The sequence below is a fragment of the Pseudoalteromonas sp. CO348 genome (genome assembly GCF_004208845.1).
GTDB classification, from domain to species: domain Bacteria; phylum Pseudomonadota; class Gammaproteobacteria; order Enterobacterales; family Alteromonadaceae; genus Pseudoalteromonas; species Pseudoalteromonas maricaloris.
Map to the genome: position 1 here is coordinate 1 of NZ_SGPI01000015.1, position 25,808 is coordinate 25,808.

26 protein-coding genes and 1 pseudogene are annotated in these 25,808 nt (G+C 37.2%); 25 read left to right on the forward strand and 2 right to left on the reverse strand.

The features are described from left to right. The first annotated feature begins 192 nt into the window (after positions 1 to 192). From EXT48_RS06365 to EXT48_RS06455, 19 genes and pseudogenes are all read left to right on the forward strand, one after another. Positions 193 to 477 carry a YkgJ family cysteine cluster protein gene (locus EXT48_RS06365; RefSeq protein WP_130163969.1) on the forward strand — a complete coding sequence of 95 codons (285 nt, stop codon included), beginning with the start codon at positions 193 to 195 and terminating at the stop codon, positions 475 to 477. A 177-nt stretch (positions 478 to 654) separates the two neighbouring features. Next, positions 655 to 1,817 (forward strand): IS3 family transposase gene (locus tag EXT48_RS06370; protein WP_130163927.1). Its coding sequence is split into 2 segments (ribosomal slippage): positions 655 to 910 and positions 910 to 1,817, totalling 1,164 coding nucleotides; the frame shifts between segments, so codons are not numbered across the junction. Between the two features lie 154 nt (positions 1,818 to 1,971). Then, positions 1,972 to 3,136 (forward strand): annotated as a pseudogene (locus tag EXT48_RS06375) (IS3 family transposase). A gap of 635 nt (positions 3,137 to 3,771) precedes the next feature. Beyond that, entirely contained in the window at positions 3,772 to 4,686 is a 915-nt protein-coding gene (locus EXT48_RS06380; protein ID WP_130163928.1) for a chlorinating enzyme, read from the forward strand. Between the two features lie 68 nt (positions 4,687 to 4,754). After that, a complete protein-coding gene (locus EXT48_RS06385) occupies positions 4,755 to 5,615 on the forward strand; it encodes a DMT family transporter (protein ID WP_165384092.1) in 861 nt (286 codons plus the stop codon). Positions 5,616 to 5,618: 3 nt separating this feature from the next. Further along, positions 5,619 to 6,071, forward strand: coding sequence for a VOC family protein (locus tag EXT48_RS06390; RefSeq protein WP_130163930.1), 453 nt, complete (start codon positions 5,619 to 5,621; stop codon positions 6,069 to 6,071). Continuing rightward, positions 6,068 to 6,298, forward strand: a complete 231-nt coding sequence (locus EXT48_RS06395; RefSeq protein ID WP_130163931.1) for an acyl carrier protein — start codon at positions 6,068 to 6,070, stop codon at positions 6,296 to 6,298. Before EXT48_RS06390 ends, EXT48_RS06395 begins: the two co-directional genes overlap by 4 nt. Then, on the forward strand, positions 6,298 to 7,047 hold the full coding sequence (locus EXT48_RS06400; protein WP_130163932.1) for a thioesterase II family protein: 750 nt from the start codon (positions 6,298 to 6,300) through the stop codon (positions 7,045 to 7,047). The genes EXT48_RS06395 and EXT48_RS06400 overlap by 1 nt, the downstream gene beginning before the upstream one ends. A gap of 5 nt (positions 7,048 to 7,052) precedes the next feature. After that, positions 7,053 to 7,967, forward strand: coding sequence for a D-alanine--D-alanine ligase (locus tag EXT48_RS06405; protein WP_130163933.1), 915 nt, complete (start codon positions 7,053 to 7,055; stop codon positions 7,965 to 7,967). A 16-nt stretch (positions 7,968 to 7,983) separates the two neighbouring features. Further along, positions 7,984 to 10,029, forward strand: coding sequence for an amino acid adenylation domain-containing protein (locus tag EXT48_RS06410; RefSeq protein WP_165384093.1), 2,046 nt, complete (start codon positions 7,984 to 7,986; stop codon positions 10,027 to 10,029). Positions 10,030 to 10,059: 30 nt separating this feature from the next. Beyond that, positions 10,060 to 11,157, forward strand: coding sequence for an alanine racemase (gene alr, locus EXT48_RS06415; RefSeq protein WP_130163935.1), 1,098 nt, complete (start codon positions 10,060 to 10,062; stop codon positions 11,155 to 11,157). Between the two features lie 6 nt (positions 11,158 to 11,163). Then, positions 11,164 to 11,391, forward strand: coding sequence for a sulfurtransferase TusA family protein (locus tag EXT48_RS24080; RefSeq protein WP_130163936.1), 228 nt, complete (start codon positions 11,164 to 11,166; stop codon positions 11,389 to 11,391). 9 nt (positions 11,392 to 11,400) lie between these two features. After that, positions 11,401 to 12,183: a hypothetical protein gene (locus EXT48_RS06425; RefSeq protein WP_130163937.1), complete on the forward strand. Its 783-nt coding sequence runs from the start codon at positions 11,401 to 11,403 to the stop codon at positions 12,181 to 12,183. A 13-nt stretch (positions 12,184 to 12,196) separates the two neighbouring features. Then, positions 12,197 to 13,621, forward strand: a complete 1,425-nt coding sequence (locus EXT48_RS06430; RefSeq protein ID WP_130163938.1) for an aminotransferase class V-fold PLP-dependent enzyme — start codon at positions 12,197 to 12,199, stop codon at positions 13,619 to 13,621. Continuing rightward, positions 13,611 to 14,504 carry an EamA family transporter gene (locus EXT48_RS06435; RefSeq protein WP_165384094.1) on the forward strand — a complete coding sequence of 298 codons (894 nt, stop codon included), beginning with the start codon at positions 13,611 to 13,613 and terminating at the stop codon, positions 14,502 to 14,504. Before EXT48_RS06430 ends, EXT48_RS06435 begins: the two co-directional genes overlap by 11 nt. A gap of 15 nt (positions 14,505 to 14,519) precedes the next feature. Next, a complete protein-coding gene (locus tag EXT48_RS06440; RefSeq protein WP_130163940.1) occupies positions 14,520 to 15,224 on the forward strand; it encodes an aspartate/glutamate racemase family protein in 705 nt (234 codons plus the stop codon). Between the two features lie 268 nt (positions 15,225 to 15,492). Then, the gene (locus tag EXT48_RS24085; RefSeq protein ID WP_130163941.1) at positions 15,493 to 15,690 is read left to right on the forward strand and encodes a transposase; all 198 of its coding nucleotides are present in this window, start codon (positions 15,493 to 15,495) and stop codon (positions 15,688 to 15,690) included. Positions 15,691 to 16,065: 375 nt separating this feature from the next. Further along, on the forward strand, positions 16,066 to 16,248 hold the full coding sequence (locus EXT48_RS06450) for a hypothetical protein (RefSeq protein ID WP_130163942.1): 183 nt from the start codon (positions 16,066 to 16,068) through the stop codon (positions 16,246 to 16,248). 219 nt (positions 16,249 to 16,467) lie between these two features. Further along, complete coding sequence (locus EXT48_RS06455; RefSeq protein ID WP_019647360.1) at positions 16,468 to 16,650, forward strand: hypothetical protein; 183 nt, start codon at positions 16,468 to 16,470, stop codon at positions 16,648 to 16,650. A gap of 261 nt (positions 16,651 to 16,911) precedes the next feature. Here the strand turns inward: EXT48_RS06455 and rsmF are convergent, their stop codons facing one another. Then, the gene (rsmF, locus tag EXT48_RS06460; RefSeq protein ID WP_130163943.1) at positions 16,912 to 18,351 is read right to left on the reverse strand and encodes a 16S rRNA (cytosine(1407)-C(5))-methyltransferase RsmF; all 1,440 of its coding nucleotides are present in this window, start codon (positions 18,349 to 18,351) and stop codon (positions 16,912 to 16,914) included. Positions 18,352 to 18,505: 154 nt separating this feature from the next. On the opposite strand from rsmF, the gene EXT48_RS06465 reads away from it, so the two are divergent. From EXT48_RS06465 to EXT48_RS06480, 4 genes are all read left to right on the forward strand, one after another. Then, positions 18,506 to 19,933 (forward strand): sigma-54-dependent Fis family transcriptional regulator, encoded by a 1,428-nt coding sequence (locus EXT48_RS06465; RefSeq protein WP_130163944.1) that lies wholly within the window; start codon positions 18,506 to 18,508, stop codon positions 19,931 to 19,933. 141 nt (positions 19,934 to 20,074) lie between these two features. Continuing rightward, entirely contained in the window at positions 20,075 to 21,457 is a 1,383-nt protein-coding gene (gene ccoG / locus EXT48_RS06470; protein WP_069019052.1) for a cytochrome c oxidase accessory protein CcoG, read from the forward strand. Positions 21,458 to 21,610: 153 nt separating this feature from the next. Then, on the forward strand, positions 21,611 to 22,186 hold the full coding sequence (locus tag EXT48_RS06475) for a cytochrome b (RefSeq protein WP_130163945.1): 576 nt from the start codon (positions 21,611 to 21,613) through the stop codon (positions 22,184 to 22,186). A gap of 3 nt (positions 22,187 to 22,189) precedes the next feature. Next, positions 22,190 to 22,762, forward strand: a complete 573-nt coding sequence (locus tag EXT48_RS06480) for a YceI family protein (protein ID WP_017218664.1) — start codon at positions 22,190 to 22,192, stop codon at positions 22,760 to 22,762. Positions 22,763 to 22,948: 186 nt separating this feature from the next. Here EXT48_RS06480 and EXT48_RS06490 read toward each other — a convergent pair whose 3' ends face one another. Further along, the gene (locus EXT48_RS06490; RefSeq protein ID WP_130163947.1) at positions 22,949 to 23,779 is read right to left on the reverse strand and encodes a TIGR02285 family protein; all 831 of its coding nucleotides are present in this window, start codon (positions 23,777 to 23,779) and stop codon (positions 22,949 to 22,951) included. A 283-nt stretch (positions 23,780 to 24,062) separates the two neighbouring features. Between EXT48_RS06490 and EXT48_RS06495 the strand changes: the two genes are divergently transcribed. Together EXT48_RS06495 and EXT48_RS06500 are read left to right on the forward strand one after the other, a co-directional pair. Beyond that, the gene (locus tag EXT48_RS06495; protein ID WP_045989019.1) at positions 24,063 to 24,650 is read left to right on the forward strand and encodes a dienelactone hydrolase family protein; all 588 of its coding nucleotides are present in this window, start codon (positions 24,063 to 24,065) and stop codon (positions 24,648 to 24,650) included. A 69-nt stretch (positions 24,651 to 24,719) separates the two neighbouring features. After that, positions 24,720 to 25,697, forward strand: coding sequence for an acetoacetate decarboxylase (locus EXT48_RS06500; protein ID WP_130163948.1), 978 nt, complete (start codon positions 24,720 to 24,722; stop codon positions 25,695 to 25,697). The last annotated feature ends 111 nt before the right edge of the window (positions 25,698 to 25,808 follow it).

Here is a 25,808-nt window from a genome sequence, read left to right on the forward strand (position 1 = left end):
GGAAATATTTCACCAGTTCAATATGAAATGAAATTATTAAAAACTGCCTAAAACAGTCTCCAAATTTAGTTGACCGTTACATTGAAGCTTATTGATGAGTTTGAATGTGTTGAAGATCAAGAATAGAATGCACTAAAATACTCAACATTAAAATCTAACAAAGATTGAGTGCTTAAATTTATGTCCGATGGTATGTTCATAACCGTAGAATCATCTCCATGTATTGATAGAGATGGCAGAGGCTGTGGTGCGTGTTGTGTGGCACCATCAATTACAACACCTATCCCAGGCATGCCAAATGGCAAACCTTCTGGTGTAAGGTGTGTTCAACTAGATAATCGTAACCTATGTAAACTGTTTGGTAAACCAGAAAGGCCACAAGTATGCTTGGATTTTGACAGCGATATGGAAATTTGTTTCAACGGTAAGGAGCATGCTCACAATTATTTAATTAAGCTTGAGGCTCTAACCTCCTAGCTTTTGCAAAAGGGCTAATGTCATTATCAAGGGACATTGATTTGAGAAACTCCAAGTCATTTTTTAACTCCAATATAAGCTCATCATTGATTGCCATACAGGACAGGACCTGTTGTGGTTCAATAAACCCGGACACTATTTTAGGTGGTATCATTACCACTCAACTAGAGGTGTCCAATGGCAAGAAAACGTCGAACATTTAGTAAAGAATTCAAACTTGAAGCAGCTTGTTTAGTTTTAGATAAAGGCTACTCCCACCAAGATGCATGCCACTCTTTGGATATTGGTGAAACCGCCTTAAGGCGCTGGGTACAACAGCTTGAGCGTGAACGAAGCGGTGAAACGCCTACGTCTAAAGCGTTGACCCCTGAACAGCAAAAGATTCAAGAGCTTGAAGCCAGGATCAATCGCTTAGAGCGAGAAAAATCGATACTAAAAAAGGCTACAGCTCTCTTAATGTCAGAAGAAATGAACAATATTCGTTAATAGACCAATTAAGTGAGCACGAACCGGTAGAAATGGTCTGTAACGTCTTTGATATTGCTCGTTCAAGTTTTTATGACTATAAAAGACGTCGTAACATCATTGACGTCAATGATGTTAAGCTGAGAGCTCAACTAAACGCTTGCTTTAATCTCAGTCGAGGCGCTGCGGGTAGTCGTACACTCTTAGCAATGCTTGCAGATTTAAAGATTGAGGCAGGTTTATTCAAGGTCAGGCGGATAATGCGTGATATGCACCTTGTGTCGAAACAACCAGGACCACACGTTTATAAAGTAGCCGTGAATGAACGCCCTGATATACCAAACTCGTTAAATAGAGAGTTCGATGTGCAAAATCCAAATCAAGTGTGGTGTGGAGATATTACGTATATTTGGACTGGTCAGAAGTGGTCATACTTAGCAGTAGTTATTGATTTATGCGCGCGGCGAGTTGTCGGTTGGGCGATGTCAGAAAAGCCAAATACAGCATTAACTATCAAAGCATTAGATAGAGCATATGAACAAAGAGGCAAACCTAGGGGAGTTATGTTCCATTCTGACCAAGGCAGTCAGTACAGCTCAATCAAATTTAGACAAAGACTATGGCGATATCAAATAACACAAAGTATGAGCCGCAGAGGAAATTGTTGGGACAATGCCCCGATGGAGCGTTTATTTAGAAGTCTCAAAACGGAATGGCTTCCAAGTACAGGCTACAGTTCATTTAAAGAAGCTGAACAAGGCGTTAGCTTTTACTTGATGAACTATTACAACTGGAGAAGGCCTCATAGTCATAACGATATGCAAGCTCCAGCAGTAGCAGAAGAAAAACTTAATTCACTGTCCGGAATTAGTTGACCACTACAACCATTTCTGCCAGAAGCGGACCTACACGTAAACTAAAGTTTTCCAATTTTGCTCGGTAAGCTGCGGGAGACAGATCTGTCCACTTCCCTTAACATGAGACATGTTTAATTAGAGTTTTCTGTAATATCAAAATCAGGAGACAACGATGAAAAAGTCACGTTTTACAGAATCTCAGATCATAGCTGTGCTCAAAGAAACAGATGCAGATATGAAAGTTGAAGAAGTATGCCGCAAGCATGGGGTCAGCAGCGCCACATACTACAACTGGAAAGCCAAATATGGTGGTATGGAAGCGTCAGATGTTAAGCGTCTAAAAGAGCTTGAAGAAGAAAATGCCAAGCTTAAAAAGATGTACGCTGACGTGAGCCTGGAAAACCATGCGATAAAGGAGCTATTCGCAAAAAAGGTTTGGTGACAGCGCAGAAGCGAAGTTGCGCCAGCGAACTGGTTCAGGCGGGTTTAAGTATTGTAAAAGCGTGTAAGTTTGTCGGTATTGGTCGCGCTACCTATTACCGGCCAGAACGAGACTGGCGAAAGTCTGACGCAGCTGTCATTGATGCCATCAATGCAGAGTTAAAAAAGTCTCCCAGAGCAAGGTTCTGGAAATGCTATGGTCGTCTTCGTTTTAAAGGGTATCCGTTTAACCATAAGCGTGTTTATCTGGTGTATTGTCAAATGGGTTTAAACTAAAGCGTAGAGTGAAACACGTCTTGCCAAAACGAGTCGCACAGCCATTAGAAGTAATAGCTCAAGCTAATCACCAATGGGGCTTAGATTTTATGCATGATTCTTTATACTGCGGAAAACGATTCAGAACGCTCAATATTGTTGATGAAGGCACACGGGAGTGTTTGGCTATTGAAGTAGATACTTCGCTGCCAGCGGAACGAGTTGTTAGAACACTTGAACAATTGAAAGAAGAGCGCGGTTTACTGAAACAAATTCGAGTAGATAACGGGCCTGAGTTAATCTCAGCGCGTTTAACTGATTGGTGCGCAGCGCATAACATCGAATTAGTTTATATCAAGCCTGGAAAGCCACAGCAAAACGGGTTTGTTGAGCGGTTTAATGGATCATTTAGACGAGAATTTTTAGATGCTGACTTGTTTGAAAGTATCAATTAAGTAAAAGAAATGGCGTGGTTCTGGCGATTGGATTACAACGAAGAACGCACACATGAAAGCCTTGGTGACCTGCCGCCCGCAGCTTACCGAGCAAAATTGGAAACTCTAGCTCACAGGTGTCTCACTAACGGGTGGAGTGGACAATCAGCCCTAATTTTAATTTTTTCATGCGTATTATTAATTTGAGTTGTAAGTTATCTGTTAATTTTAAGGGTTTTTTATAAATATTTTGTAATTTTCTTTTGGGTTTGTATTTATTGTGCACTTAAAAATCCATATCACTTGACCATGAAATTAAGTGACTTTCTAAAACTTTTAAGTAACTACACCGAGTGTAAAAAATACTTGAGAGATGATGTATCGCCATGTTTAGGAGAAATTTCGGTCTTTTAAAGGGGTAATCATTTTTGTTAACTATTTAAGGATAGTTCGTACTAATCGACATATTTTGCCATCCTAAAGTATTGCTTATTAGTTTGTTATAAGTGTCATTTCTTAGTCCTGAGTGGGATCTCACTAACTTAATCGTTCACTTTGAAGGCGCGTTGTTTGTTTATTAAACTAAAATATGTGTTTTCCGGAATTTTCGCCCCCAGATTTCATGCTCGAATACGGTTTGGTTAAGAAGTGCGCGAAGTATGATCCCGCCCAGCCTCTTTATTGTTGTCTACATTTGGATTAATTTGATTTTTATAATTATTAAAATTTAAATAATTGATTTTTTTTATAGCTTGTGGAAACTGCATATTTAAAGTAGTGTGTGAAATGTTGTTCCTATAAAGGGAGGCGGATTAATGCTTTTAATAAATGGAGGAGTTAAAATGAGAAGAGTTGATTCAAATAAAAATTATAGATTAACTGATGAGGAGTTAAGTAAGTTTGAAAAGCAAGGTTTTATAGGTCCGTTTGATTTATATGACTCTGAGGAAATAGCCGCAGAGTTTAAAGCTCTTAGAAAAAAGCTATTTAACACTAAAGAAGCAGCTTATGCCAATGATAATAGTATTTCTGGAAGCACAAATTTAGCGAATTATGATCGACATTTAGATGTTGACTTCCTGGATAAGCATATTCATCGGCCAGAGATTGTTGATAGAGTCGAAAGTATATTAGGTAGAGATTTATTAGTTTGGCGAACAGAGTTCTTTCCAAAATACCCTGGTGATGAAGGTACCGATTGGCATCAAGCATCAAATTTTTCAGGTGTTGCAGGTGATAAAAAGCCACAAATAGAATGGCCTGACGGCTCTGATTTTGGCGGTACTATAACGGTATGGGCTGCTTTAACAGATTCTACAATTGAAAATGGGTGTTTACAGTTTATTCCTGAGACACATAGGGAGTTAAAATATGATGAAAGTAAAGTAATTGACTATGATGAAAATAGTATAAACCAAGAAGAAAAAGACGGTATTAAAAGAGGTTTCTTTGGGTATGACTATCGGCAACTTCAAATAGACCCAAATTGGAAACCTGATGAGTCTAAAGCAGAATCTATGGTTATGAAGGCAGGTCAATTTATTATTTTTTGGTCTACATTAATGCATGCATCACATCCTCATTCAGGTAAAACTAATGCTATGAGATTGGGTTATGCGACTAGATATTTACCTACATCTGTAAAAGTATACCCATATTCAAAAGGGCTTAACGAATTTGGAGGTGGGGCTTCTTTAAATAAACATAAATGTGTTCTTGTCTCTGGTGAAGATAAGTTTGGTCACAATACTTTCTAATTAATAGTATATTTCAGTTGCTTTTAATTTGTTGGAGCAGCTGAAAGAAAATGTATACAGGTTTTTTAATGGAATTAAAAGCAAGTAATAATTTTAGCTTGACGATTGTTTTCCTTCTCTTTATTGCAAGCTTTACATCTGTTTTACCTGGCTTTTTTATTAAATTTGAAGGCGAGCTTGATGTTTTCCAATTTATTTTTGTTAGGGTTTTATTTTCCTTGACAATTCTTCTTCCTGTTTTTTTTTGGAGCGAAGTTAAAAAAAACAAAGTTAATAATGATTTGTGGTGGTTGCATCTAATAAGAGCACAGCTTGGCTATTTAGCAGGACTTTCTTCTGTTTACGCAATTCAGAATCTGCCAATAGCAACAGCGACAGCAGTTTTTTATTCATCCCCAATTTTTGTTGTTTTAATAAGTTTGTTTTTGTTAAAAGTTAGGGTCGGTAAAAGTGTAATTATAAGTGTTTTTATTGGTTTTTGTGGCGTTTTGATTATTGTAAAACCAAATGATCTTGAATATTCAATGTTCAGTGCGTTGGTGTCAGCTGTATCGGTAGCAGGTAGCAACCTTATTATAAAGAAAATACCAAATGATTGTAGTTATCTGCAATCTTTAACGTATTATTATTTATGGGCTTTACCACCATCGCTAGTTTTATTGTACTTTTCGGGTTTTGAAATCAATGCGGAACATTTTGGATTGGCAGTTATCGTTTCACTTTTAACTTTATTATTTAGTCTTGTTAATCTTTATCTATATAAAGTTTGCGAGCCATCAAGAATTGCAAGTTTTGAATACTTAGGATTGGTTTGGTCTGCTATTCTCGGTTTTTTATATTTTGGAGAGAATGTTGATTGGATGTTTTCTATTGGCTGTTTTTTTATATTTGTACCACTAATTGTCATTAGTAAAGTTAAGGGTTTTTAATATATGAGTGAAGATATTTCCGCGCTAATAGCAGAAGAGTTTGGTGTGGATCATGTTGCTTATGCAACAAGAAACACTGACTCTACATTGAAGTTATTTTCTCTGCTCGGCTTTGAAACTGTAATTTATAAAAAAGAAATTGTTCCGCTTAATATATACGCCACTAAAATGAAAAATTCTAAGGGCGATGTATTGGAGTTAGTGGAATCTCTCGATATTTCAAAGAGAAGCCCTATAGATGAAGTGTTGAAAAATGAAGACTGTTGTATTTACCACATTTGTTTTAGGGTGAATGATTTCTATAAAACACATAAAGAAATGAAAAATAAAGGAGCTTTGGTTTTAACAAAGCCATTTGAGAGTTATTTATTTGAAGGGTATATGGTGTCACATATGTACCACCCTTCACTTGGTATGTTTGAAATATTTGGTTGTAAAAGGAGTGAATTACTATGAGTAAGTTAGAAGTTTTAAGAAAAATTTGGTTAGATAGCTTAAGTATTCAAGAATGTGACTCGTCAGTTGACTTTTTTGATTTATCTGGAAATTCATTATTAGCGATGAAACTTGTACAAAAGGTTAATGAAGAATTTGGTTTGGATATTGATATGGAAGATTTTTTTGACAATTCTACACTTGACTTTTTAATTGAGATAGTAACTGAAAAAGAACAGGTTGTTTAATGCCAAAGTCATTATGGTATGAAGACCGCTTTATGCGGTCTGATAGTGAAATCAACTTAATTTGTATACCCTATGCTGGTGGTGGTCCACAGATTTTTTATAAATGGGCCGAATATTTACCTGAGTTTGTGAGTATGTTTCCTGTTTACCTTCCTGGGAGATTTGGAAGGATAAAGGAAAAGCCCATTTCAAATATGCGCAAACTTGTGGATATTCTTGTCAATGAGATAAGTGTTTTGACTAATAAAAAAACAATAATATTTGGCCATAGCTTAGGGGCGTTAATTGGATACCAATTAGTATATAGATTCTATGAGAGTGGCTTAAATATAAACCATTTCATTTCTTCGGGCTGTAGGGCACCTGATTTACCCTACTTATATGAAGGTCTATTCTTAAAGTCTGATGATGACTTTAAGCGAGCACTAATAAAGATTGGAGCAACCAAACCGGAGTTTGCTTTTGATGAGACTATTTATAAGGTTTTTTCTAAATCATTGCGTGCAGATTTTAAGTTAGCAGAATGGAAAATTGAACGAGATCTATTTCAAAAAATTGACGTAAATTCGACAGTTTTATATGGCGATAAAGATGTAATTGTTTCTGAATCGGACATTAAAGGTTGGTCAAATTTTTTTAATGATGTCGAATATCACAGTTTTTCAGGAAAGCATTTTTTTATAGATGATGATGTTAGCAAATTATTTACAGTGTTAAATAATGTTTTTTATCAGAATAAAGTAAGGTAACGTAAGTGAAAATAGCAATTTTATGTGGTGGAAACTCTACCGAAAGAGAGGTGTCTTTGCAAACTGCAGAGAGCTCATTAAAGGCCCTTTTAGCAATGGGGCATGATGCGCATATGATCGATACTCAGAAAACAAAATTAACAGAATTAAAAAAAAATGAGTGGGATTTTGCGTTTATAGCTCTTCATGGTAAAGGCGGTGAAGATGGTGTTGCACAGGCTGTTTTGAGTTCAATTGGTATCCCTTATTCCGGATGCGGGGTTGCAGCTTCAGCAATTGCTATGGAAAAACACTTAGCAAAAATGATATGGAAATATAACGGGCTTTCTACCCCTGATTTCTTAGTAATTGAGAAGAATAAACAATTAAATTTAGACGATATTATGCAGCTTGGTTTACCTTTAATTGTTAAGCCAAATAGAGATGGATGTAGTTTTGGTCTTAGTCTTGTAGAAAGCAAAGATGCTATTTTCTTGGCAATAGAAAAAGCAATGGAATACTCAGAAACTATAATTTTAGAAAGTTATATTAAAGGTAGAGAGTTTACTATACCTATATTAAATGATAGGTACTTAGGCCCAGTTGAAATAATTCCTGAGAATAAAGTATTTGACTATGAATCTAAATTCAATTCTGGAGAAACTAAAAGAGTTTTAAGTCCAGATCTTTCTAGTAAAGAAATTGAAAATATTGGTCAAGTCGCATTGGATGCCTTTAAATCAATAGGTGGTCAAGTTTATGGGCGGGTTGATTTAATATATTGCGAAAGTAGTAAAAAGCCTTTCCTACTCGAGATTAATACTATTCCAGGTATGACTTATGCGAGTATTTTCTTAGATTCTGCAAAAGAAAGTGGTTTAAGTAGAGATGAGGTTTTTGAGATTATAATATCTGAGTCTATGAAAATCAGTAGGGATTAGTTTTGGAGTGATTAACTTGTCTGAAAACATAAATAAAGATACATATAAGTTAGAATTTAAGGTTGAGACTGGTGATTTTGAATGTGAAAACTATAAATCACAATTTGATTTTTTTAGAAAGGCTTTGTCCTATAATTTGAGTTTTTATTCTTATAGTGATGAAGTGGTTTTTCCATATTTTATATTTGATAAAGGTGGTGTTAGTTTATGTGGTCTTTTTAACTATAATAAAGGTTTTTTTGATGATTCATTTTATAATGTAGGTGATATTGATCGTCTAACGAGTGATTCTTCTAATAATTTTCACTCACCCGATAATTGCCCGCTGAAACTTTATTTTTGCTTTGGTTCTCATTCTGGCTTAAATTTAAACGATAATGAGGTTGAGCTTTCTGTTGATGTTGGTGAAGTAGAGACTGTATTCATATTGAGAGTAAATTCTAGAAACCAACCAGGTTTGCATTTTAAATCATTTTTTAAGAGTTATTTAAAGTTTTGTGGTTTAAATACATCAAGTTTTTTTAAAGAGGTTGATTCAACATTAAGCTCTGTAATAAATGGTGAGGATACTGGTTGTTCTTTTAAAAATATTGCAGAGTGCTTTTCTGATGTTGTAGATAAATATGGATCTTGTACAGCTCTTATATATAATGGTAAGGCTCTTTCATACAAAGAACTTGATAATTATTCTAACCTTCTTGCTGATAATATAGATCTATTTAATCTTGATAATAATTCAATTGTTGCACTGGATATTCCTAAGTCTTTTGAAGAAATAATAGCAATGCTTGCTATTCTAAAATCTGGTAATGCGTATTTACCTCTTGATTCAAAGATGCCAGTTGAGAGATTGAAATATATACTTGATGATGCAGGTGTAGAACTAATATTAACTAAGAAAGATAGCCAGTTAAGGAATGAGTTTGGAATTAAATATATTGATTTAGACAATTTGTTGTGTACAGACGGTAGTTTTGAATATTCAATTGATAGTGAGCAATCACCTTGTTCACCATCTTATATAAATTATACTTCAGGTACTTCGGGAAAACCTAAGGCAGTTGTGGTTAATCAGAGCGGTGTTCTTGGTTTAACCCAGAATCAAAATTACCTAAATATTAAGGGTAAAGTAAAAACTTTACATATCGCACCATACTCTTTTGATGCTGCAACATTTGAAATATGGTATCCAATATTAAATGGTGGTGTTTGTGTAATATATGATAAACAAAGAATCTATGAAAAAAGAGTTTATGAATTAGTTTCAGAGCATTCTGTAAACTCAATGTTCTTTACAGCAACTATGTTTAACTTTTTAGTAGATCAAGGAAGTGAAATACTAAATAAACTTGATCATGTTCTTTTTGGAGGGGAAGAGGCTTCTCTTTATCATGTTAAACGAGCTACATTAAAATTTGTTGATACTAAAATTACAAATATTTATGGACCTACTGAGTGTACAACTTTCTCTAGTCATTTCCTAATAAGTGAATTCGATAAAAGTTGGAAAAAAATTCCGATTGGAAAGGCGATTAAGGACACTGATCTTTATATATTAGATAAGGATTTTAATGTCGTGCCAAAGGGAGTCATCGGTGAGATATATATTGGTGGTAATAGGGTTGCAAATGGTTATCTTAACAATCTAAAGAAATCTAACGAGTCATTTTTTAATATTCTTGATGAACGTCGAGTTTATAGGACTGGAGATCTGGGTTTAATAGATTTTTCTGGGAATTTGATATTTTTGGGTCGAAAGGATGATCAAATAAAGCTTAGGGGCTTTAGAATCGAAAAAGGTGAAATTGAAAACGCCATAAATAGTTTAGAAAAGGTTGATTCTAGTCACATTACGGTCGAAGGTGATAATTATGAAAATAGGCTTTTAGCAGCATATGTAAAACCTAATAATAAACTATCTGCCGGTGAAATAAAAAGTAAAATTTCTGAGTTGTTACCGCATTATATGATTCCAGATAAGATTAATATTGTTGATTTTTTTCCTGTTAACAAGAATGGAAAACTAGATATTAAGAAACTTTCGATGCTTGGTGATAATTAAGTTGTGGTTTTAGTTTTTGGTGGGGGCAATATGCAAAGGTGTAGTGTAGGAAGTTTAGCGACAATAGATCTTGATGCTATCGGAAATAATATTGAGGTCATATCCAGTGTTGCCCAACAAAGTAAAATTATTGCAGTTGTTAAGGCTGATGCATATGGGCATGGTTCCTTAGTGATAGCAAAAGCTTTAGAAGGTAAGGTTCACGGTTATGCAGTTGCTTCCCTAGAAGAAGCTGTAGCACTGCGTGAAGGTGGTATTGCAAGCCCCATTTTAATATTGCAAGGTATATTCAGTTCTGAAGAGGCAAAATTAGCACAAATCTATAAGTTTTGGGTTGTTGTACATAGTTTTTACCAGATCCAAAGCATCAAGAATGCAGATCTCACTGGTCGAATAAATTGCTGGTTAAAAGTAAACACTGGGTTGAATAGACTTGGCTTCTCTGCTGATGAAGTCACAGCAGCATTGGATTCATTGAGAGGTTCAGGTAAAGCAGAAGTGCCGGTACTAATGTCGCATATGGCCTGTGCAGATGAACCAGAGCATATGTCAAATCTTCAACAACTAGAGAAGTTAAAGTCAATATCGAAGTCGCTAAATATACAAATAAGTTTAGCAAATAGTGCAGCTTTGTTTAGTGAACAAAGGTACCAGCAAGATTGGTGTCGACCTGGATTGAGTATTTATGGTTGCTCACCTTTCAAAAAGATAACAGCGAGAAGTCTTGATCTCAAACCTGTTATGACACTTTCATGTAAGGTGATATCTATTCAAAAAGTTGCAAAAGGTCAGACTATTGGTTATGGCGGACATTGGAAAGCTGAACGGGGGGCGCGCGTTGCAATACTTGGTATTGGTTATGCTGATGGCTATCCTCGGTTCTCAAAAGGAGATGCATTTGTTTACATAAATAAAAAAAGAGCGCGGGTAATAGGGGCTGTTTCTATGGATATGATGGCTATTGATATTACAGACATTCCCACTACAACCATAGGCGATTTTGCAGAAATCTGGGGAGAAAATATTTTATTGTCTGAAGTTGCTGATTGGTCCAATTTACTCTGTTATGAATTAATAACAAGGCTACATCAAAGAGTAACGAGAAAATATATAAATAATATTGGGTAAATATAGATGATTTTCGATGTTTTATTGGAATTGAAGGGTAAGTCATGTCCTATTCCTCTTATGTTGACTAAGAGGGAATTAAAAAATATGGCGAGCGGAGAGAAAGTTAAAATTATATTTGACGATGAAAATACCAAGCTGGATTTGGAAAGGTTCTGCTCAAAAGGGAAGTGTAAAATAACTAATCTGAATTATGAGAAAGGCTCATACGTAGCGTTTGTAGAAAAAATTTAATGGGGTTTGATGATGAGTTCTTCAAGTTGTGAGAGTAATAGAGTTGATAACAGGTATTTTGATAGTGTTGATTTATTTAACTTTAATGAAAAGCGTGTGGCGATTTTGGCAGGGCATTATTGTATTTCTACTGAGTTATCTGATTTATCAAATTTTTCAGAATCTGAAGAGTTGTCATTTAAATCAGGAGTCGAATTTCATAAGAAATTAAAAATTGATGGTGTTGTTTCCAAGTTATATCTATGGGTTAATGATATAGGAATATCACCTAATGAACGGGCTTCTATTAAAAAAGATTTTAGTATTCCAAGTAACTATAAAGTTATATTGGAAAACGCTGGCCTAAGCTGTTCAGATATAGAGGTCGTTTTTGAAAGCTCAACTAGAAATAAAGCTCTGAAATATTTATCTAAATCAAGCAAGGCCAACCCTGATTTAGTGAAAATGTATGACAGCAATGATAGTACTTTAATTAGATGTGTGGATAATGAGTTCTGTGATATTACTATCGATAAAAAAGCCTATGCAATTGATGGGCCTAATAATGCACCGTTGGTTATGAGGGAAGGGAGTAACCCTAAGTGCAACCTTATATTAGCTACACTTTTCAAATCAATTTACTCTAGTTTTGAGAGTCATTTCTTTATTAATTTCTTCAATGATATTTATATTGAAAGGATTGAACTTGGTATCTATGTTTTTGAAAAAGTTTTTGGTTCCAATAGCCAGTTTATAAACTTCTTCTGCGACGATGATTATTGTCATTTAGAAGAAACGTCTAAAAGTGAATAACCAAGGAATAGATATGAAGGATTTTTTTTACGGAACTAACTTTAAATTTACAAACGCAAATGGAGAATCTGTTACTAGAGTTTATTTGGACTCAGCTGCTTCAACACTTGCGTTAAAACCAGCGCAAGCGGCAGTAAACGAATTTTTAAAATATTATTCTAATACACATTCTACAGTGCATTTATCTGCACAAATTAGCACAGAAATCGTCTCTTGGTCTTCCAATGTTCTTAAATCTTTTTTCGGGTGTAATGAGGACTATAGCGTTGTTTATCTTGGAGGGGGGGCCACATCACCCATTAATAGGTTAGCTAGAGGGCTAGCAAGCTTAGATATGGAAAAGCAAAAAGTATTGATTTCAATGATGGAGCACCATTCCAATGATTTGCCACATAGAGTAAATAGTAAAGAAGTTCTAACAATCCCCGTTTTTGATAAGACCGGTGAGTTTGTAGGAGTAGAAATTGATACTGTAAGAGAAATTTTTGAGAAAAATAACGGACAGATAAAGTATGTTGCCATAACTGCCGCAAGTAACGTATCAGGTCATTTAAATGAAATTTATGATATTGCGGAAATTGCGCACGAACATGGGGCATATATCATTGTTGATGGAGCTCAAGTCGCAGCCCACATGCCAATAGTAATGAGTCAAGTCAATCCAAAGAGAAGTATTGATTTCTTTGTCTTTTCTGGACATAAAGCATATGCTCCAGGGTCACCTGGAGTATTACTTGGACGCAATGATTTACTAAGAAGAATGAAGCCAGAGTTCTATGGCGGAGGAATGGTAAGTACTGTTTCAAAAAGTGATTATATTGTCTCAGAAGATGATTTTGATAAAGAGCATGCTGGAACCTTAAATATATCTGGAATTTTTAAATTAGCGAATGTATTTAAATTTCTAGATAAGATAGGAATAAATAATATATATGAAAAAGAGATTTACCTCACAAATTATATGATTAAAAGCTTAAGATCTATACCTGGTGTCAATATTTATGCTGATAAAGATACATCAATGCGAATCAGTGCTATTAGCTTTAACCTTAAAAATGTTCCCCATCAGTTACTATCATTAATTTTAAATGATTACTTTGGAATTGCTGTGAGAAATGAATGTTTCTGCGCACACCCTTATGTCAGGGAATGTTTACTTGATGAGTTATGGGAAATTGATAATGAAGATGAAGTTGAGTTATACCAAGGGATGGTTCGAGCAAGTCTAGGCCTCTACTCGACAATTGAAGATATAGATGCGTTGTGTGAAGCAATCAGAGAGATTATCGATAATAGAGTTTACTTTACTGGGAAATATAAATTAATGGGAAGTAGTTTTAAGCATTTAAATTACGATGTTGAGCTCAAAAATTACTTCGATCCGGACGCAGTTTTTGAAAAGTTATCATGTATTCGTGAGGTTTCAATTGACGCTTAACCACGCATTAACTGCAATTTTTGTTGCATTGATATGGGGAGTAGGTTTTTCTATAGTTGAAATAGGGCTTAGTGATTTCCCCCCCATTTTTAATGTCGCAATTCGATTCATAACCGTTGTGTTTCCACTGGTATTTTTTGTAAAAAGGCCCAATGTTGGATTTCATTATGTTTGCTTTTTAGGGATTAGTTATACTTGTACTTTTTCCCTAATTTATTTAGGGATATACTCGGGGGTTCCATCAGGGTTATCATCATTAATACTTCAGAGTACGGTACTTTTTTCAGTACTATTGTCGTGTTTTTTTTTCAAAGAAGTGTTCAGCTTAACACAGTTTATAGCCCTCTTAGTGGGTTCTATTGGTATATTGTTAATTGCTATAGATGGAGATTATAAGGCTTCCTTTATTGGATTCTTGATTGTGGTTCTCGCTTCTTTCTTTAATGCTCTTTGTACTGTGATTATTAAAAAATCTGGTGGCTCTTTGGAGCTTTTCCCTCTCATGGTTTGGTCAAGTATTATTCCTCCTATTCCATTATTAATTTTGTCTTATTTCTATGAGTCTCAACAAATTCAATCACTAATCAATATTGATGCTGTTGGTGTTTTTTCGGTTTATTATACCTCTATTATTGCAACAGTGTTGGCATTTATACTCTGGGGTAGATTGTTGTCTATCTATCCAGTCAGCACAGTAGCTCCTTTCAATTTACTTATTCCATTTTTTGCTCTTTTCTCATCCTCAATACTTTTAGGAGAAACTTTTTCAGGCAGTGTTTTTATTTCATTTTTTTTAATATCGTCGAGTCTCGTGATTATTTTTTTTGAGTCTTCACTTAATCATGTATTTAAGCAGATTAAGTCTTTTTTTAAATATAGTTAGCTTTTTGGGGTTTAAATGATTTTTGGTAAAGGACGAATTGGTATTATAACTGGAGCAGGACCAGATGCTGGATTGGACCTTTTTTCTAAAATACTACATCATAATAAGGAGTTGTGGGGAAACGAATATGCAGGGGATCTAAGTTCACCTGAAGTACTTATGTATTCACTCCCTGAACTCGGCTATGCGATTGATATTAGTAATAATGAAGAAAGGTTGTGGTTAAGCTTAGAAAAATCACTAAATACACTTAATCATAAGGTCGATGTCGTTTGTATAGCATGCAATGTTTTGCATTACTTTTCCTCAAAAATAAAGGAAAAAAAATATCAGTTCGAGTTTATTTCTGTCATTGATGTAGTAGAAAGTATTACTGAAAAACACAGCTCAGTTGCAATGCTATCAATTAGCAAGGTCATTGATTTTGGTGCCTACTCACCTTTTAGAGAGGTTTCAATGAGTAAACTTATAGAAACTCCTCCACTAAGAAAAATGGATGATCTAGTCAAGCATATAAAACTACATGGTGGTGAAGACGATTTAGCTTTTGAAATGTTTCAAGCTATTATTGATGAGCTTAATTCAGATTTTTTGATCTTGGCTTGTACAGATTTGCCATTGTTACCGCTAGATAAATTTGATAAGAACTTTATCGATATCTCTGATTTATTAGCCAAGAGAGTTGCTGAAACAGCGTATTCGCTCAGATTTGTTAAATAATATCTCTTTTCATTCTTAGGGTCTCGAATAGTGTAATTCTTAGTTGTCAAGTAAAATTAGGAGTAATAACACTGACTCCTTAAATCCTTAGCCGATATAGTGTAATCAGCTTGAAAGGTACATCCCTATGCGAGTGGCCGATATCCTGTCGGCACATTGCATATAGGCTTATGTTTTGCGGGTGCGATAGAGGGGAAGTGTGTAAGCGTGCAGTGAACTGGATCGCCCCGAGTTTACCAGAGACTCAATAACTTGAAAAACTGGAACTATGAAAAAATCAAATCGCTATACATCAGAATTTCGTGAACGAGCAGTTGGGCTTGTTATTACTCAACAGCATGAGTTTTCCTCACTGTGGGCTGCGCTAGTATCGATTTCGGATAAACTGGGGGGTACACCAGAAACACTATACAACTGGAAAGCCAAATTTAGAAGCAGAGCAATCTGGAACAAGCTTAAATGCTGATGAGCGAGCTGAGTTGTTGAAACTTCGTAAGGAAAATAAAGAGCTTAGGATGGAAAAGAAAGTCCTTAAAATATGCTAGTCGTGCGCTATGCAATAGCCTCTTGCTAAAGGAAACCAAATAGCGTTTAAAACGATAAAACAACTCTCGTCGATATTTCCTGTTACGCAGCTTTGTAGAGTAATAGGAGTGAGTCGCAGTGCTTATTATGCTTGGCTGAATAGGCTTGTGAAGCGCATTGCACCTGAGCAGCTTAATCTATATCGAAGAGCCAAAGCTATTTTAAAAGCAGTCGAAATAGCTTGGGTTACCGAGAGTTAAAGAAACGGTTATGCAAAAAGGGCTTTCAGGTGAGTAATTATGGAGTTCAACAGCTCATGAAAAAGCTTAGCTTAACCGTGACACAACGGGTTGCTTATAAGGTGACGACGAAGCGCAAACACAGTGATAGCGTAGCTGATAACTTATTGAATAAAGGCTTCAATCCAGTAGCAGCAAATCAAGTTTGGGCTGGTGATGTCACGTACTTGAGAACGGGTGAAGTAAACAGGGTGAAGTAAATTCCAGAAAAATAAAGTGTGAGATCGTATTGCCAGGCTACATATTTAGAAATATGACGTGGAGAAATATGGATTTTTCACGAAAGCGAGGTGTAAATTTCGAAATTTTAGAAAAATATCAGTTATCAACTTTCATAGGGTTAGGGTACTTCTAATTATAAAAAACAAAGGTACGTGATTTGTTGTATAGCACCAAGTATTTCAACACCCATTCCCGGTATGCCAAATGGTAAACCTGCTGGGGAGCGGTGTATTCAACTAGATGAAAATAATCTGTGTAAACTGTTTAACCAGCCAGAGCGCCCACAGGTGTGTTTGCAATTTAAGGCCATGGAAGATGTGTGCGGTGACAGTAATGAAGCAGCGATGCAGATCATCACAGAACTCGAAATGTTGACCTAACTAGCCTCTGGTTAACTGATAAAAAAACGCCCAGAAACTTACCTGCTAAGTTCTGGGCCTAGGGAAAGGCTCAAGATTGAGCCGTGCGCTAACTAAAAACACCTTCTAAGACTGTAGGGAGAAGTAGAAAGTACTGTTAAGTTTAGTTAACCTTTCATTCTTTTTACAAATAAATGAATCATTTATTAAGTTTATATAAAACAAAGAGTTGTTCTTTATATTCATAATTGGTCTTAAAAATATCAAAAGGGTATATTCAGGTTATACCCAAGTTATCAACAGGCCGTCTTTAATTAAATCCCGAGGCAAACTGTTTTTAACTTTATTCTTTTGCCATTTTCCTAACCCGATGGCACTGCCACATAGCGTGAGGATCACCTCTCCCGTTAGTTTGGTAACTTCATCTAGGCGTATATCCTTGCCATTAAAGTAATCTTTTGCTTGCTCTTTTGTTAGTGCTAAAGTGTTTTTAGACGCTAAGTGACCGAAAGTAGTGGCAAACTCATGCTCTAATCTTACCCCGTTTTTATGGGTAGTACCGATTAAAATTCCTATGCGAGAATATTTGATCTTATCTTGGATTGCTTCAAAGTTGTCAGGAAATAACCACACCTCTTTATCGCGCTGCATCAACTTACCGTCAAGTTGGGCAATACCAAACTGCTTTTTTAGTACGGATAACAATAGTTGAGTGGTTTTCTTGTCTAGTTCTTCAAAAGGGAAAGCGCCTTTTTTCTGTTTTGGGTTTTTAACGGCAACAGAGTGTAGCTTCTTAAATCGAGCAATGAAAAACCCTTCGCTATCATATAGCTGAGGCCACACATGCAAGTACCCTTCGGACGTTGTTGCTTTTTCAGCACCCTCAAATAAAGTCGATAGGTTTTCGACTGCTACTGCTTGAGGGTAATTATCAATGAGGTGTTGGCATACTTGCTGATTTTCCAATGGTGTTAATGTGCAAGTTGAATATACTAAGGTACCACCTGGCTTTAAGGCTTGAAATGCGCTGTCTATCAGTTGCTTCTGCACTTGTGCTATTTCAACATTAGACTCAATTGACCAGTTTTTAAGGGCATTAGGGTCCTTTCTAACAGTGCCTTCTCCAGAGCATGGTGCATCAAGTAAGATGTTATCAAAACATTCATGCATATAATCGCCAAAGATACAGCCGTCAAAGTGAGACAACGCAACATTTCGTATGCCCATACGTTTCATATTTGCTGCAAGCGCTTTGAGTCGAGATGACGATAGCTCATTAGCGATTAGTACGCCGCGTCCATCCATATAAGCTGCGAGTTGCGAAGTTTTCGAACCCGGTGCTGACGCCATATCCAAATTAATATCATCACTGCAGATAGTCGATTTAAGTGCTGTTGGCGGCAACATAGAACTTGCTTCTTGGACATAGATGCAGCCACTTAAATGGATATCTGTGTTGCCGATAGCAAGATTAGTTTCTTCTTGTTCACTTCTTGATATCCAAAACCCTTCCTCACACCAAGGGATCGGCTCTGCCTGCCAATCACTTTTTTCGCAGTAGGTTAAGAATTCCGTGATAGACATTTTTAGGGTATTGACTCTGACTGCTCGGCGTAAAGGAGACTGGCACTTATCTATAAAGTCTTCGATGCTAAGGTGATCTGGTAAGTAGGTTTTTATGTCGTCCAGAAACGCGCTGGGAATATAAGTTGATTTGTCCACGCAGTTACTCAAGTTATAAGCTTTCTCTCATTTTACACTTTCATGGGTGAAAAATGCATATTTGTTGTGACGATGCTGATTATTAAGCAAAACTCATGGCTGACAATAAAAAGCTATGGTTATATAATGCTCGCGAAATATCGCGAGGATTGCTATGTCTATTATCAAACACTTTTTGGCGGACCCTAAATTATTATTGAATGCGGTTGGAGAGGGGATCTATGGTTTTGACCTTTCTGGCAACGCTGTTTTTGTAAACCCGGCCGCAGAGCGTATGACTGGGTGGCAAAGTGATGAGCTTTTGGGGAAAAAAATACATCAGTACCATCATCATAGTCATGCAGATGGGAGTGAGTATCCTGCTGATGAATGTAACATCTACAAAACGATGTTTGATGGTAAAACACGACAGGTAACCAATGAAGTGTTCTGGCGTAAAGATGGGAGCTGTTTTCCTGTAGAATATACCTCAACCCCAATCTTTAAAGATCAGCAAATTATCGGTGCAGTCGCGATATTTCGCGATGTGTCGCAACAACACAAAACTGAAAATGCACTAAGAGAGGCGCTAAATAAAGTTCAAGTACTTACTGAGCAACTTAAAGATGAAAATGCCTACCTGCTAGAAACATTAAATGAAAATTGGCAAGACTCGGGTTTAGTGGGCAGTAGCGCAATATTTCAGGCCATGTTGGCGCAGCTAGAACTGGTTAGTCAGACCGACAGTACGGTATTGGTTTTAGGGGAAAATGGTACGGGTAAAGAGCTTGTTGCCAGAAATCTGCACCGCCTGAGTGAGCGCTCATCGCAACCTTTCGTTAAAGTAAATTGCGCTGCTTTTTCACCAACTTTGATCGAATCTGAATTGTTTGGACATGAAAAAGGTGCATTCACTGGAGCGAATGAAAAACGTAAAGGACGTTTTGAGTTGGCGGATAAAGGGACCATATTTTTAGATGAAATTGGTGAGTTACCGCTAGAAGCGCAAAGCAAGTTATTACGTGTATTACAAGAGCGAGAGTTTGAGCGTGTAGGGGGAAGTAAGTCGATCCAAGTAGATATACGGATAGTCGCGGCGACCAACAGAGATTTGTGGAAAATGGTCGAAGAGGGAGGGTTTAGAATGGATTTATATTATCGTTTAAACGTTTTTCCTATTCGAGTGCCTGCACTACGAGAGCGTATAGAGGATATACCCGTATTGGCCAACAACCTCATCGTGCAGCTCAACAAAAAGCTGGGTAAGCAACTACGCGGGATCTCAAAAAAGGCTATTCATGCGTTACAGCGTTATGATTGGCCAGGCAATATTCGAGAACTCCAAAACGTGTTGGAGCGCGAAGCGATATTATCTAAAGGTCGTTTACTTGACTTATCTCAAGCACTTAACGCTACTGAGCAGCATAAATCTGAAAATGGTGAGCTGACTCTAGCACAAGCGGAAGCTGAGCACATATTAAGAGTGCTAGAAATAAGTAACTGGAAGATCGCTGGCAGCAACGGGGCGGCTGATAAGTTAGGACTACCCGAAAGTACGCTAAGGTCGAAAATGAAAAAACTAAAAATTGCTAAACTTTCGTGATATTTCGCGCCCATTCGTGATATTTCGCGATATTGAAAATATCATAAAAATAAATACAATAAAAATCAAAGTTTTATAAACTTTCAGATTGGTCTGAAAGTTGCAATATCAAACTCGTGTATTACCAATGTAGCAAATAACATGAAGTTTGATATCAAAGAAGAAGACATGATCATTAAGCCCTATAAACAAGAAGGGCCTATTTACGTCAGAGAGCAAAAAGGTTTTTTCCAAAAAATAAGAAGAAACCTTGGCTGGTTTTTAATGTTAACTTTCGTTCTCATTCCTTGGATCCCGTACAACGAGCAGCAGGCCATCTTGCTTGATTTTGGTAAGCAGCAATTTAGGATATTTGGTGCCACCTTTCTCCCTCAAGACTTTATGATTCTAGCCTGGATTTTTATGGTGGGTGCCTTTGCTTTATTCTTTGTCACGACTTGGCTGGGTCGCGTGTGGTGTGGTTATACTTGCCCACAAACAATTTGGATGCTGATGTTCACTTGGGTTGAGCACCGAGTGGAGGGGACTCGCAACCAAAGAATAAAGTTGGACAAATCAAACTGGGATAGCAAAAAAGTCGCTAAGAAAACGGCCAAACACGCTATTTGGTTGATAATTTCGGTGTTTACTGCCACTTCATTTATGGCCTATTTTATACCTGCAAAAGAGCTGTATCTAGACATGTTTACGCTTGAGTGGACAGGCCTTACTTCCTTCTGGGTATTTTTGTTCGCACTTTGTACCTATGGAAACGCAGGCTTTCTACGAGAAAAAATGTGTACTGTGGCGTGTCCATATTCTCGTTTCCAATCGGTTATGTTTGACAAAGATACGTTAGTCGTCACCTATGATAGTGAACGAGGTGAAAATAGGGGTCGTCGTAAACGCAAAGAAGACCCAAAACAGCTGGGGCTCGGCGACTGTGTAGACTGTAATTTATGTGTTGAAGTTTGCCCTGCTGGTATTGATATTCGTAATGGCTTGCAATACGAATGCATTAACTGTGGTTTATGTATCGATGCGTGTAACGAAACGATGAATAAATTCGGGTATCAGCCAGATTTGATTAAGTATCAAAGTGAGCATCAACAAGCGGGTAAAAAGTCGAATCCATTTAGGTTAAAAATAGTGGGTTATGGTGCCATTACCGTATTGATAGTAGTCACAATGGTGATTTGGGCATTTAATCGTACACCAATAGAAGCTTCTGTCATTCGCGACCGTAATGCGCTTTATCGTGTTAATTATGAGGGATTAGTCGAGAACCCATACACCTTAAGTGTCATAAACAAAACACAGCATGATTTAACTTACACCGTGAGCTTAAAGGGGCTACCAGATGCGAAATTAACAGCCCCAATCACAACGCATATTGCTGGCGGCGACATGGCATTAATCCCTGTAACGGTCACCGCTGATGGCTATGAGCTAAAAGGTAAACGGACTCCAATCCAATTCACGATAGAGTCGCAGCAAGATGCCAAGATTAGCATCACCAAGGACAGCTACTTCTATAAAAATTAGTTTACACTCCCCCCGACTCAAGGCGCTTGTATTATGAAGCGCCTTTTTTGTGTGCATATATGCACAATCTGACGCTAAATTTATGGCTTTCTCTCTGAACTTTTAGCGTATAAGCTTACTCTTATTGAGAATGAGTTTTATTAGCTGAATATTATGTTTAAAAATACATCACAAAACTATGGTTTGTTAGCCATCATCTTTCATTGGCTCAGTGCGCTTGTGGTATTTGGCATGTTTGGTCTTGGGTTGTACATGGTTGAACTCAGTTATTACGATCCTTTCTACCGTGACGGCTTACACATTCACAAAAGTATCGGGATACTGCTGGCAGCTTTGATAGTACTTAGGCTGATTTGGAAGTTCACTAACCCTAAAGTGAAGCCCGAAAGCGAAGCAACTCCCATGGATAAATTGCAAAACATAATAGCACATGTCGTTCACGTCGTTTTGTATCTTGGCTTGTTTGGGCTGTTTGTCACAGGTTACTTAATCTCTACCTCGGATGGCAGAGCAATCGAGGTATTTAACTGGTTTTCTGTTCCGGGTATTGGAGAGCTATTTGAAGAACAAAGCGATATTGCAGGCACTGTGCATTTTTACATTGCATGGGGACTTATTGGATTAGTAGCGCTACACATCGTGGGAGCGCTAAAACACCACTTTATTAATAGAGATCGTACCTTAGTTCGAATGCTCAAGGTACCAAACGCTACAAAAGTTGAGGATTAAAACATGAAAAAAACAATCATTGCATTAAGCATGGCGGCTATGACCTTATCGGCCGGAGTAAATGCCGCGGATTATGTAATTGATACTAAAGGTGCACATGCCTTTGTAAACTTTAAAATTAAACATTTAGGATACAGCTGGTTGCATGGTCGATTTAATAGCTTCGAAGGCGACTTCAGCTATGATGCAAAAAATCCAAATGCATCAAAAATCAATGTAGTGATCGATACCGCTTCTGTTGATTCGAACCATGCAGAGCGTGATAAGCATTTGCGCGGTAATGATTTTTTAAACGTTAAAGCAAACCCTAAGGCGACTTTTAAGAGTAACTCAATTACTTTTAGCGATGATACAAATGCGAAGGTGAAAGGAAGCTTCACGCTCAATGGGGTAACAAAGAATATCGAGTTTGATATTCAAAAAGTGGGCGAAGGTAAAGATCCTTGGGGTGGATACCGAGTTGGCTTTGAAGGCGAAACCCAGTTAAAACTTGCTGATTATGACATCGACTATGATTTAGGTCCGGCATCAACGCACGTTACTATTGGTTTGCACTTAGAAGGTATTCGTAAGTAATCTCAACTTGCACCACGTGTTACTACATACGTGGTGCTGCGCTTTGAGTTCACCTGAGTGCGCTTTGTTCATTGTTGCTCAACTTTTGCCTAGATTACTAGGCGGCAAGTCGAGCGTCGCGACCAAAATACACTCAGGAGAACGAAAATCAAACAGCAAAGATCAACAGGCCCTAGTTTTACAAAGTTAGTTTTTAAAAATACTAGCTAGCTGTGGCTGAAATTGCTCTGGTAACCAACGAGACATGGCTAGTCTAAACAGCTCGTTTTTGTGGGCTTGTTTTAACGCTTCGCTAATTGCAGCTATCTGTTCCTTACCAATCGCATTGTTATTACAGCCTGCATATCCAGCAGTTATTTGCGAGGCGATACTCAATCTAACTTGTGTCAATTCATCTTGCTTATCAACATGCAATTTGTGGTAGTGGTGTTCACTTGGGTATCCCAGTATCACGTCGACTCTTTTTTTGAGTAGCATGATAGTCAAACTCTCTAATGTATCTCTTCCTGGTCTTACAAGCACTTGCTTGGTAGGCAAACTCGCCAATAACGAATCAATTTCATGACCAAACGAACGATTTGCCGCCACACCTACGGTTAGGCCGTGCTCAGTTACGAGCTTTTCCAAATCAATTGCGCTATTGGTAATGCCAAGCGACTGTGCGACATCTTTCCTTAGTGCAGCAGAGGTTGACAATCCAATGGTAGAATACTCATCACTAAAAGCGATATGTCTTTGCCGCTCGGGTGTTTTATAGAGGGAGATCATACAATATTGGTTGTTGAAATTAGAGAGCTCATGTATCGCCCTCGATGCGGGGAACACTTTATAATTGAAGGTGTAGTCAGGCATCTGTTGTTGGATGAGTTTTATCAATAACTCGTCCCGTCCTTGTCCCTCCAAATCGTCAGAAAGGATATAATAAGGCGCGAAGTCTATCGCAATCCAAGTTATTTGTTTTGCAAATACAAAACTGGATTGAAAGGTAATGAAGAGGAGTAAGATGATTTTGATCAAATTGGGTCACTCTTGCTGAACTTACAATAAGCTTAGCATTGTTTGCGATATTGATGATTAAATTAATGTTTATTTAATTTGTATTTAATGTTTACAGAGGTTGGCGGTATGCTAGCTTTAAAAGAGGTTTTAGTTTTGGGTAAAAGCGCGCTAGTTAAAGCGTAGTTAAGCGATTGAATATAGAGTTTGATTGCAGCGCGTCAATCCAATATAAGTAGATAAGGCCGCATGGCAAGGAAAGTCATACAAGCCAATAACTATAAATTATTAATAAGGAAAACCGATGGCTATATTAATCGTTACCGATATTTTCGGTTATACGGATCATATTGATCGTTTTGCTAAATCGCTTGGAAGTGACGTGCAGGTGCTTTCACCATTTATAGAAGAACCAAACAGTGTCTCTGAGTCGGATTGTTATGAGCTGTTTCTGGCGCAGTGTGGTCATCGTTTATATGCTGACAAAGTATCAGCAGCGATTTCTGAATACAAACCAAAACTTATTATTGGCTTTAGTGCAGGCGGAGCTGCAGCGTGGATTGCATTGTCTGAACAAGGTGCATCTCACTCTGTTGAGCAGCTTATCGCATTTTATCCCAGCCAAATACGTAACCATCTAAATATTAAGCCTAGTTGCGATGTGTCTATCTTCTTTGCTCAAGTTGAATCTCATTTTGACGTTGAGCCCGTTATAGAACAGTTAAAAGATAAAAAAGGGCTGGATTGTATCCGAACGCGATATTTACACGGTTTTATGAACAAGCTCTCGGGTAACTATGATGAGTACGCATACTCGCATTATCAGTATTTTTGCCAGCGAGAGGCACGCAACTATATCGAGGTTGTGCAACGAGAGGCGGAGTTTTCGTAACAACATACGCAAAAGCGGCTTGAGCGAACTACACTAAACACTAACTTATCATACTTTAAGGAGTGAAAGATGTATCCCGAGTTGCCTGATTATCAACATTTTTATAGTAATCCGATCGCCAAACCTCCATGTAGAATGCTAAATGCACAAATGTATGGCTTCTTTGTCAAAGGAAAGAAATCAACAATCCAAGCCTATGTTGATAAAACGCTGAATTCGGTTTCTAGTAGTGAATTTGTATTCAGGGCTTTAACGGATTGGTGCTTATTGACCTTTACGGATATTGAAAATATCGCATCAAAAGTGCCGCCATTTAGTAATTATGGATATATGCAAGAAACCGATGTCATTGTCTGGTTACCAATTCTGCAAGTCAATCTCGAAACGTTAAAAGCAGAGCATCTGTATTGGTATCCTGCGTTTATCTCTGTCAACAACATTAACGCGCTGATAAATGGTCGAGAAATATGGGGCTACAACAAATATTTATGTCGCTACGAAATGCCTGATAACTTTGGTGACCCACTGAACTTTTCCCTCTCTTTGGAGACCTTTAAGAAATTTGATCCCAACGTCAAAATGGCATGGCATGAATTGTTATCCATTGAACCTGAGGATGACGGGGAGTCATGGCTAAAAGAAGTGTTGGAAGTGGGTGAAGAAATTGCAGAACTTTTCAAAGATTCGGTGTCTGATTTAGATGTCGATAGCCAATTTCTTAAGCAGTTCTTATCGGGTTTTACCCACCCGCAAATGGATCAAATATTATTTAAGCAGTTCCCAGATGGCCATGCCGAGAAGTCTGTATATTCGGCAGTGGTACATTCCCCTTCAGAGGTGAAGAAAATCCACAAAATTGGTTTTATTAAAGATGATTTAAGCTTGAATCTACAACGAATGGATGCGTTTCCACTCGATAAAATGTTTGGCATTCCATTAGGCAAGAGCGAGGTCAAACTACCTTACTTTGTGAAAATGGACTTCGATCAGGCAGGAGTGGAAGAAATTGTTTCCAGTGCTCAGAGTATGGCTAATCTCCATCGTTAGTGTATTTGTGGCATAAAAAACACGATTTTTTACTAAAGCGATGTTTGCATGTTTAGTTGTCTTCCTATGTGGCTTTAGGTGTTGCTCGTCAACACGTTTGAAAAAGGAAGG

Bases quoted from the DNA above. Each gene is read 5' to 3' on its own strand.
- EXT48_RS06365 (WP_130163969.1), top strand. From the start codon at position 193: ATGTTCATAACCGTAGAATCATCTCCATGTATTGATAGAGATGGCAGA.
- EXT48_RS06380 (WP_130163928.1), top strand. From the start codon at position 3,772: ATGAGAAGAGTTGATTCAAATAAAAATTATAGATTAACTGATGAGGAG.
- EXT48_RS06385 (WP_165384092.1), top strand. From the start codon at position 4,755: ATGGAATTAAAAGCAAGTAATAATTTTAGCTTGACGATTGTTTTCCTT.
- EXT48_RS06390 (WP_130163930.1), top strand. From the start codon at position 5,619: ATGAGTGAAGATATTTCCGCGCTAATAGCAGAAGAGTTTGGTGTGGAT.
- EXT48_RS06395 (WP_130163931.1), top strand. From the start codon at position 6,068: ATGAGTAAGTTAGAAGTTTTAAGAAAAATTTGGTTAGATAGCTTAAGT.
- EXT48_RS06400 (WP_130163932.1), top strand. From the start codon at position 6,298: ATGCCAAAGTCATTATGGTATGAAGACCGCTTTATGCGGTCTGATAGT.
- alr (WP_130163935.1), top strand. From the start codon at position 10,060: ATGCAAAGGTGTAGTGTAGGAAGTTTAGCGACAATAGATCTTGATGCT.
- EXT48_RS24080 (WP_130163936.1), top strand. From the start codon at position 11,164: ATGATTTTCGATGTTTTATTGGAATTGAAGGGTAAGTCATGTCCTATT.
- EXT48_RS06425 (WP_130163937.1), top strand. From the start codon at position 11,401: ATGATGAGTTCTTCAAGTTGTGAGAGTAATAGAGTTGATAACAGGTAT.
- EXT48_RS06430 (WP_130163938.1), top strand. From the start codon at position 12,197: ATGAAGGATTTTTTTTACGGAACTAACTTTAAATTTACAAACGCAAAT.
- EXT48_RS06440 (WP_130163940.1), top strand. From the start codon at position 14,520: ATGATTTTTGGTAAAGGACGAATTGGTATTATAACTGGAGCAGGACCA.
- EXT48_RS24085 (WP_130163941.1), top strand. From the start codon at position 15,493: ATGAAAAAATCAAATCGCTATACATCAGAATTTCGTGAACGAGCAGTT.
- EXT48_RS06450 (WP_130163942.1), top strand. From the start codon at position 16,066: ATGAAAAAGCTTAGCTTAACCGTGACACAACGGGTTGCTTATAAGGTG.
- EXT48_RS06455 (WP_019647360.1), top strand. From the start codon at position 16,468: ATGCCAAATGGTAAACCTGCTGGGGAGCGGTGTATTCAACTAGATGAA.
- EXT48_RS06465 (WP_130163944.1), top strand. From the start codon at position 18,506: ATGTCTATTATCAAACACTTTTTGGCGGACCCTAAATTATTATTGAAT.
- ccoG (WP_069019052.1), top strand. From the start codon at position 20,075: ATGAAGTTTGATATCAAAGAAGAAGACATGATCATTAAGCCCTATAAA.
- EXT48_RS06475 (WP_130163945.1), top strand. From the start codon at position 21,611: ATGTTTAAAAATACATCACAAAACTATGGTTTGTTAGCCATCATCTTT.
- EXT48_RS06480 (WP_017218664.1), top strand. From the start codon at position 22,190: ATGAAAAAAACAATCATTGCATTAAGCATGGCGGCTATGACCTTATCG.
- EXT48_RS06495 (WP_045989019.1), top strand. From the start codon at position 24,063: ATGGCTATATTAATCGTTACCGATATTTTCGGTTATACGGATCATATT.
- EXT48_RS06500 (WP_130163948.1), top strand. From the start codon at position 24,720: ATGTATCCCGAGTTGCCTGATTATCAACATTTTTATAGTAATCCGATC.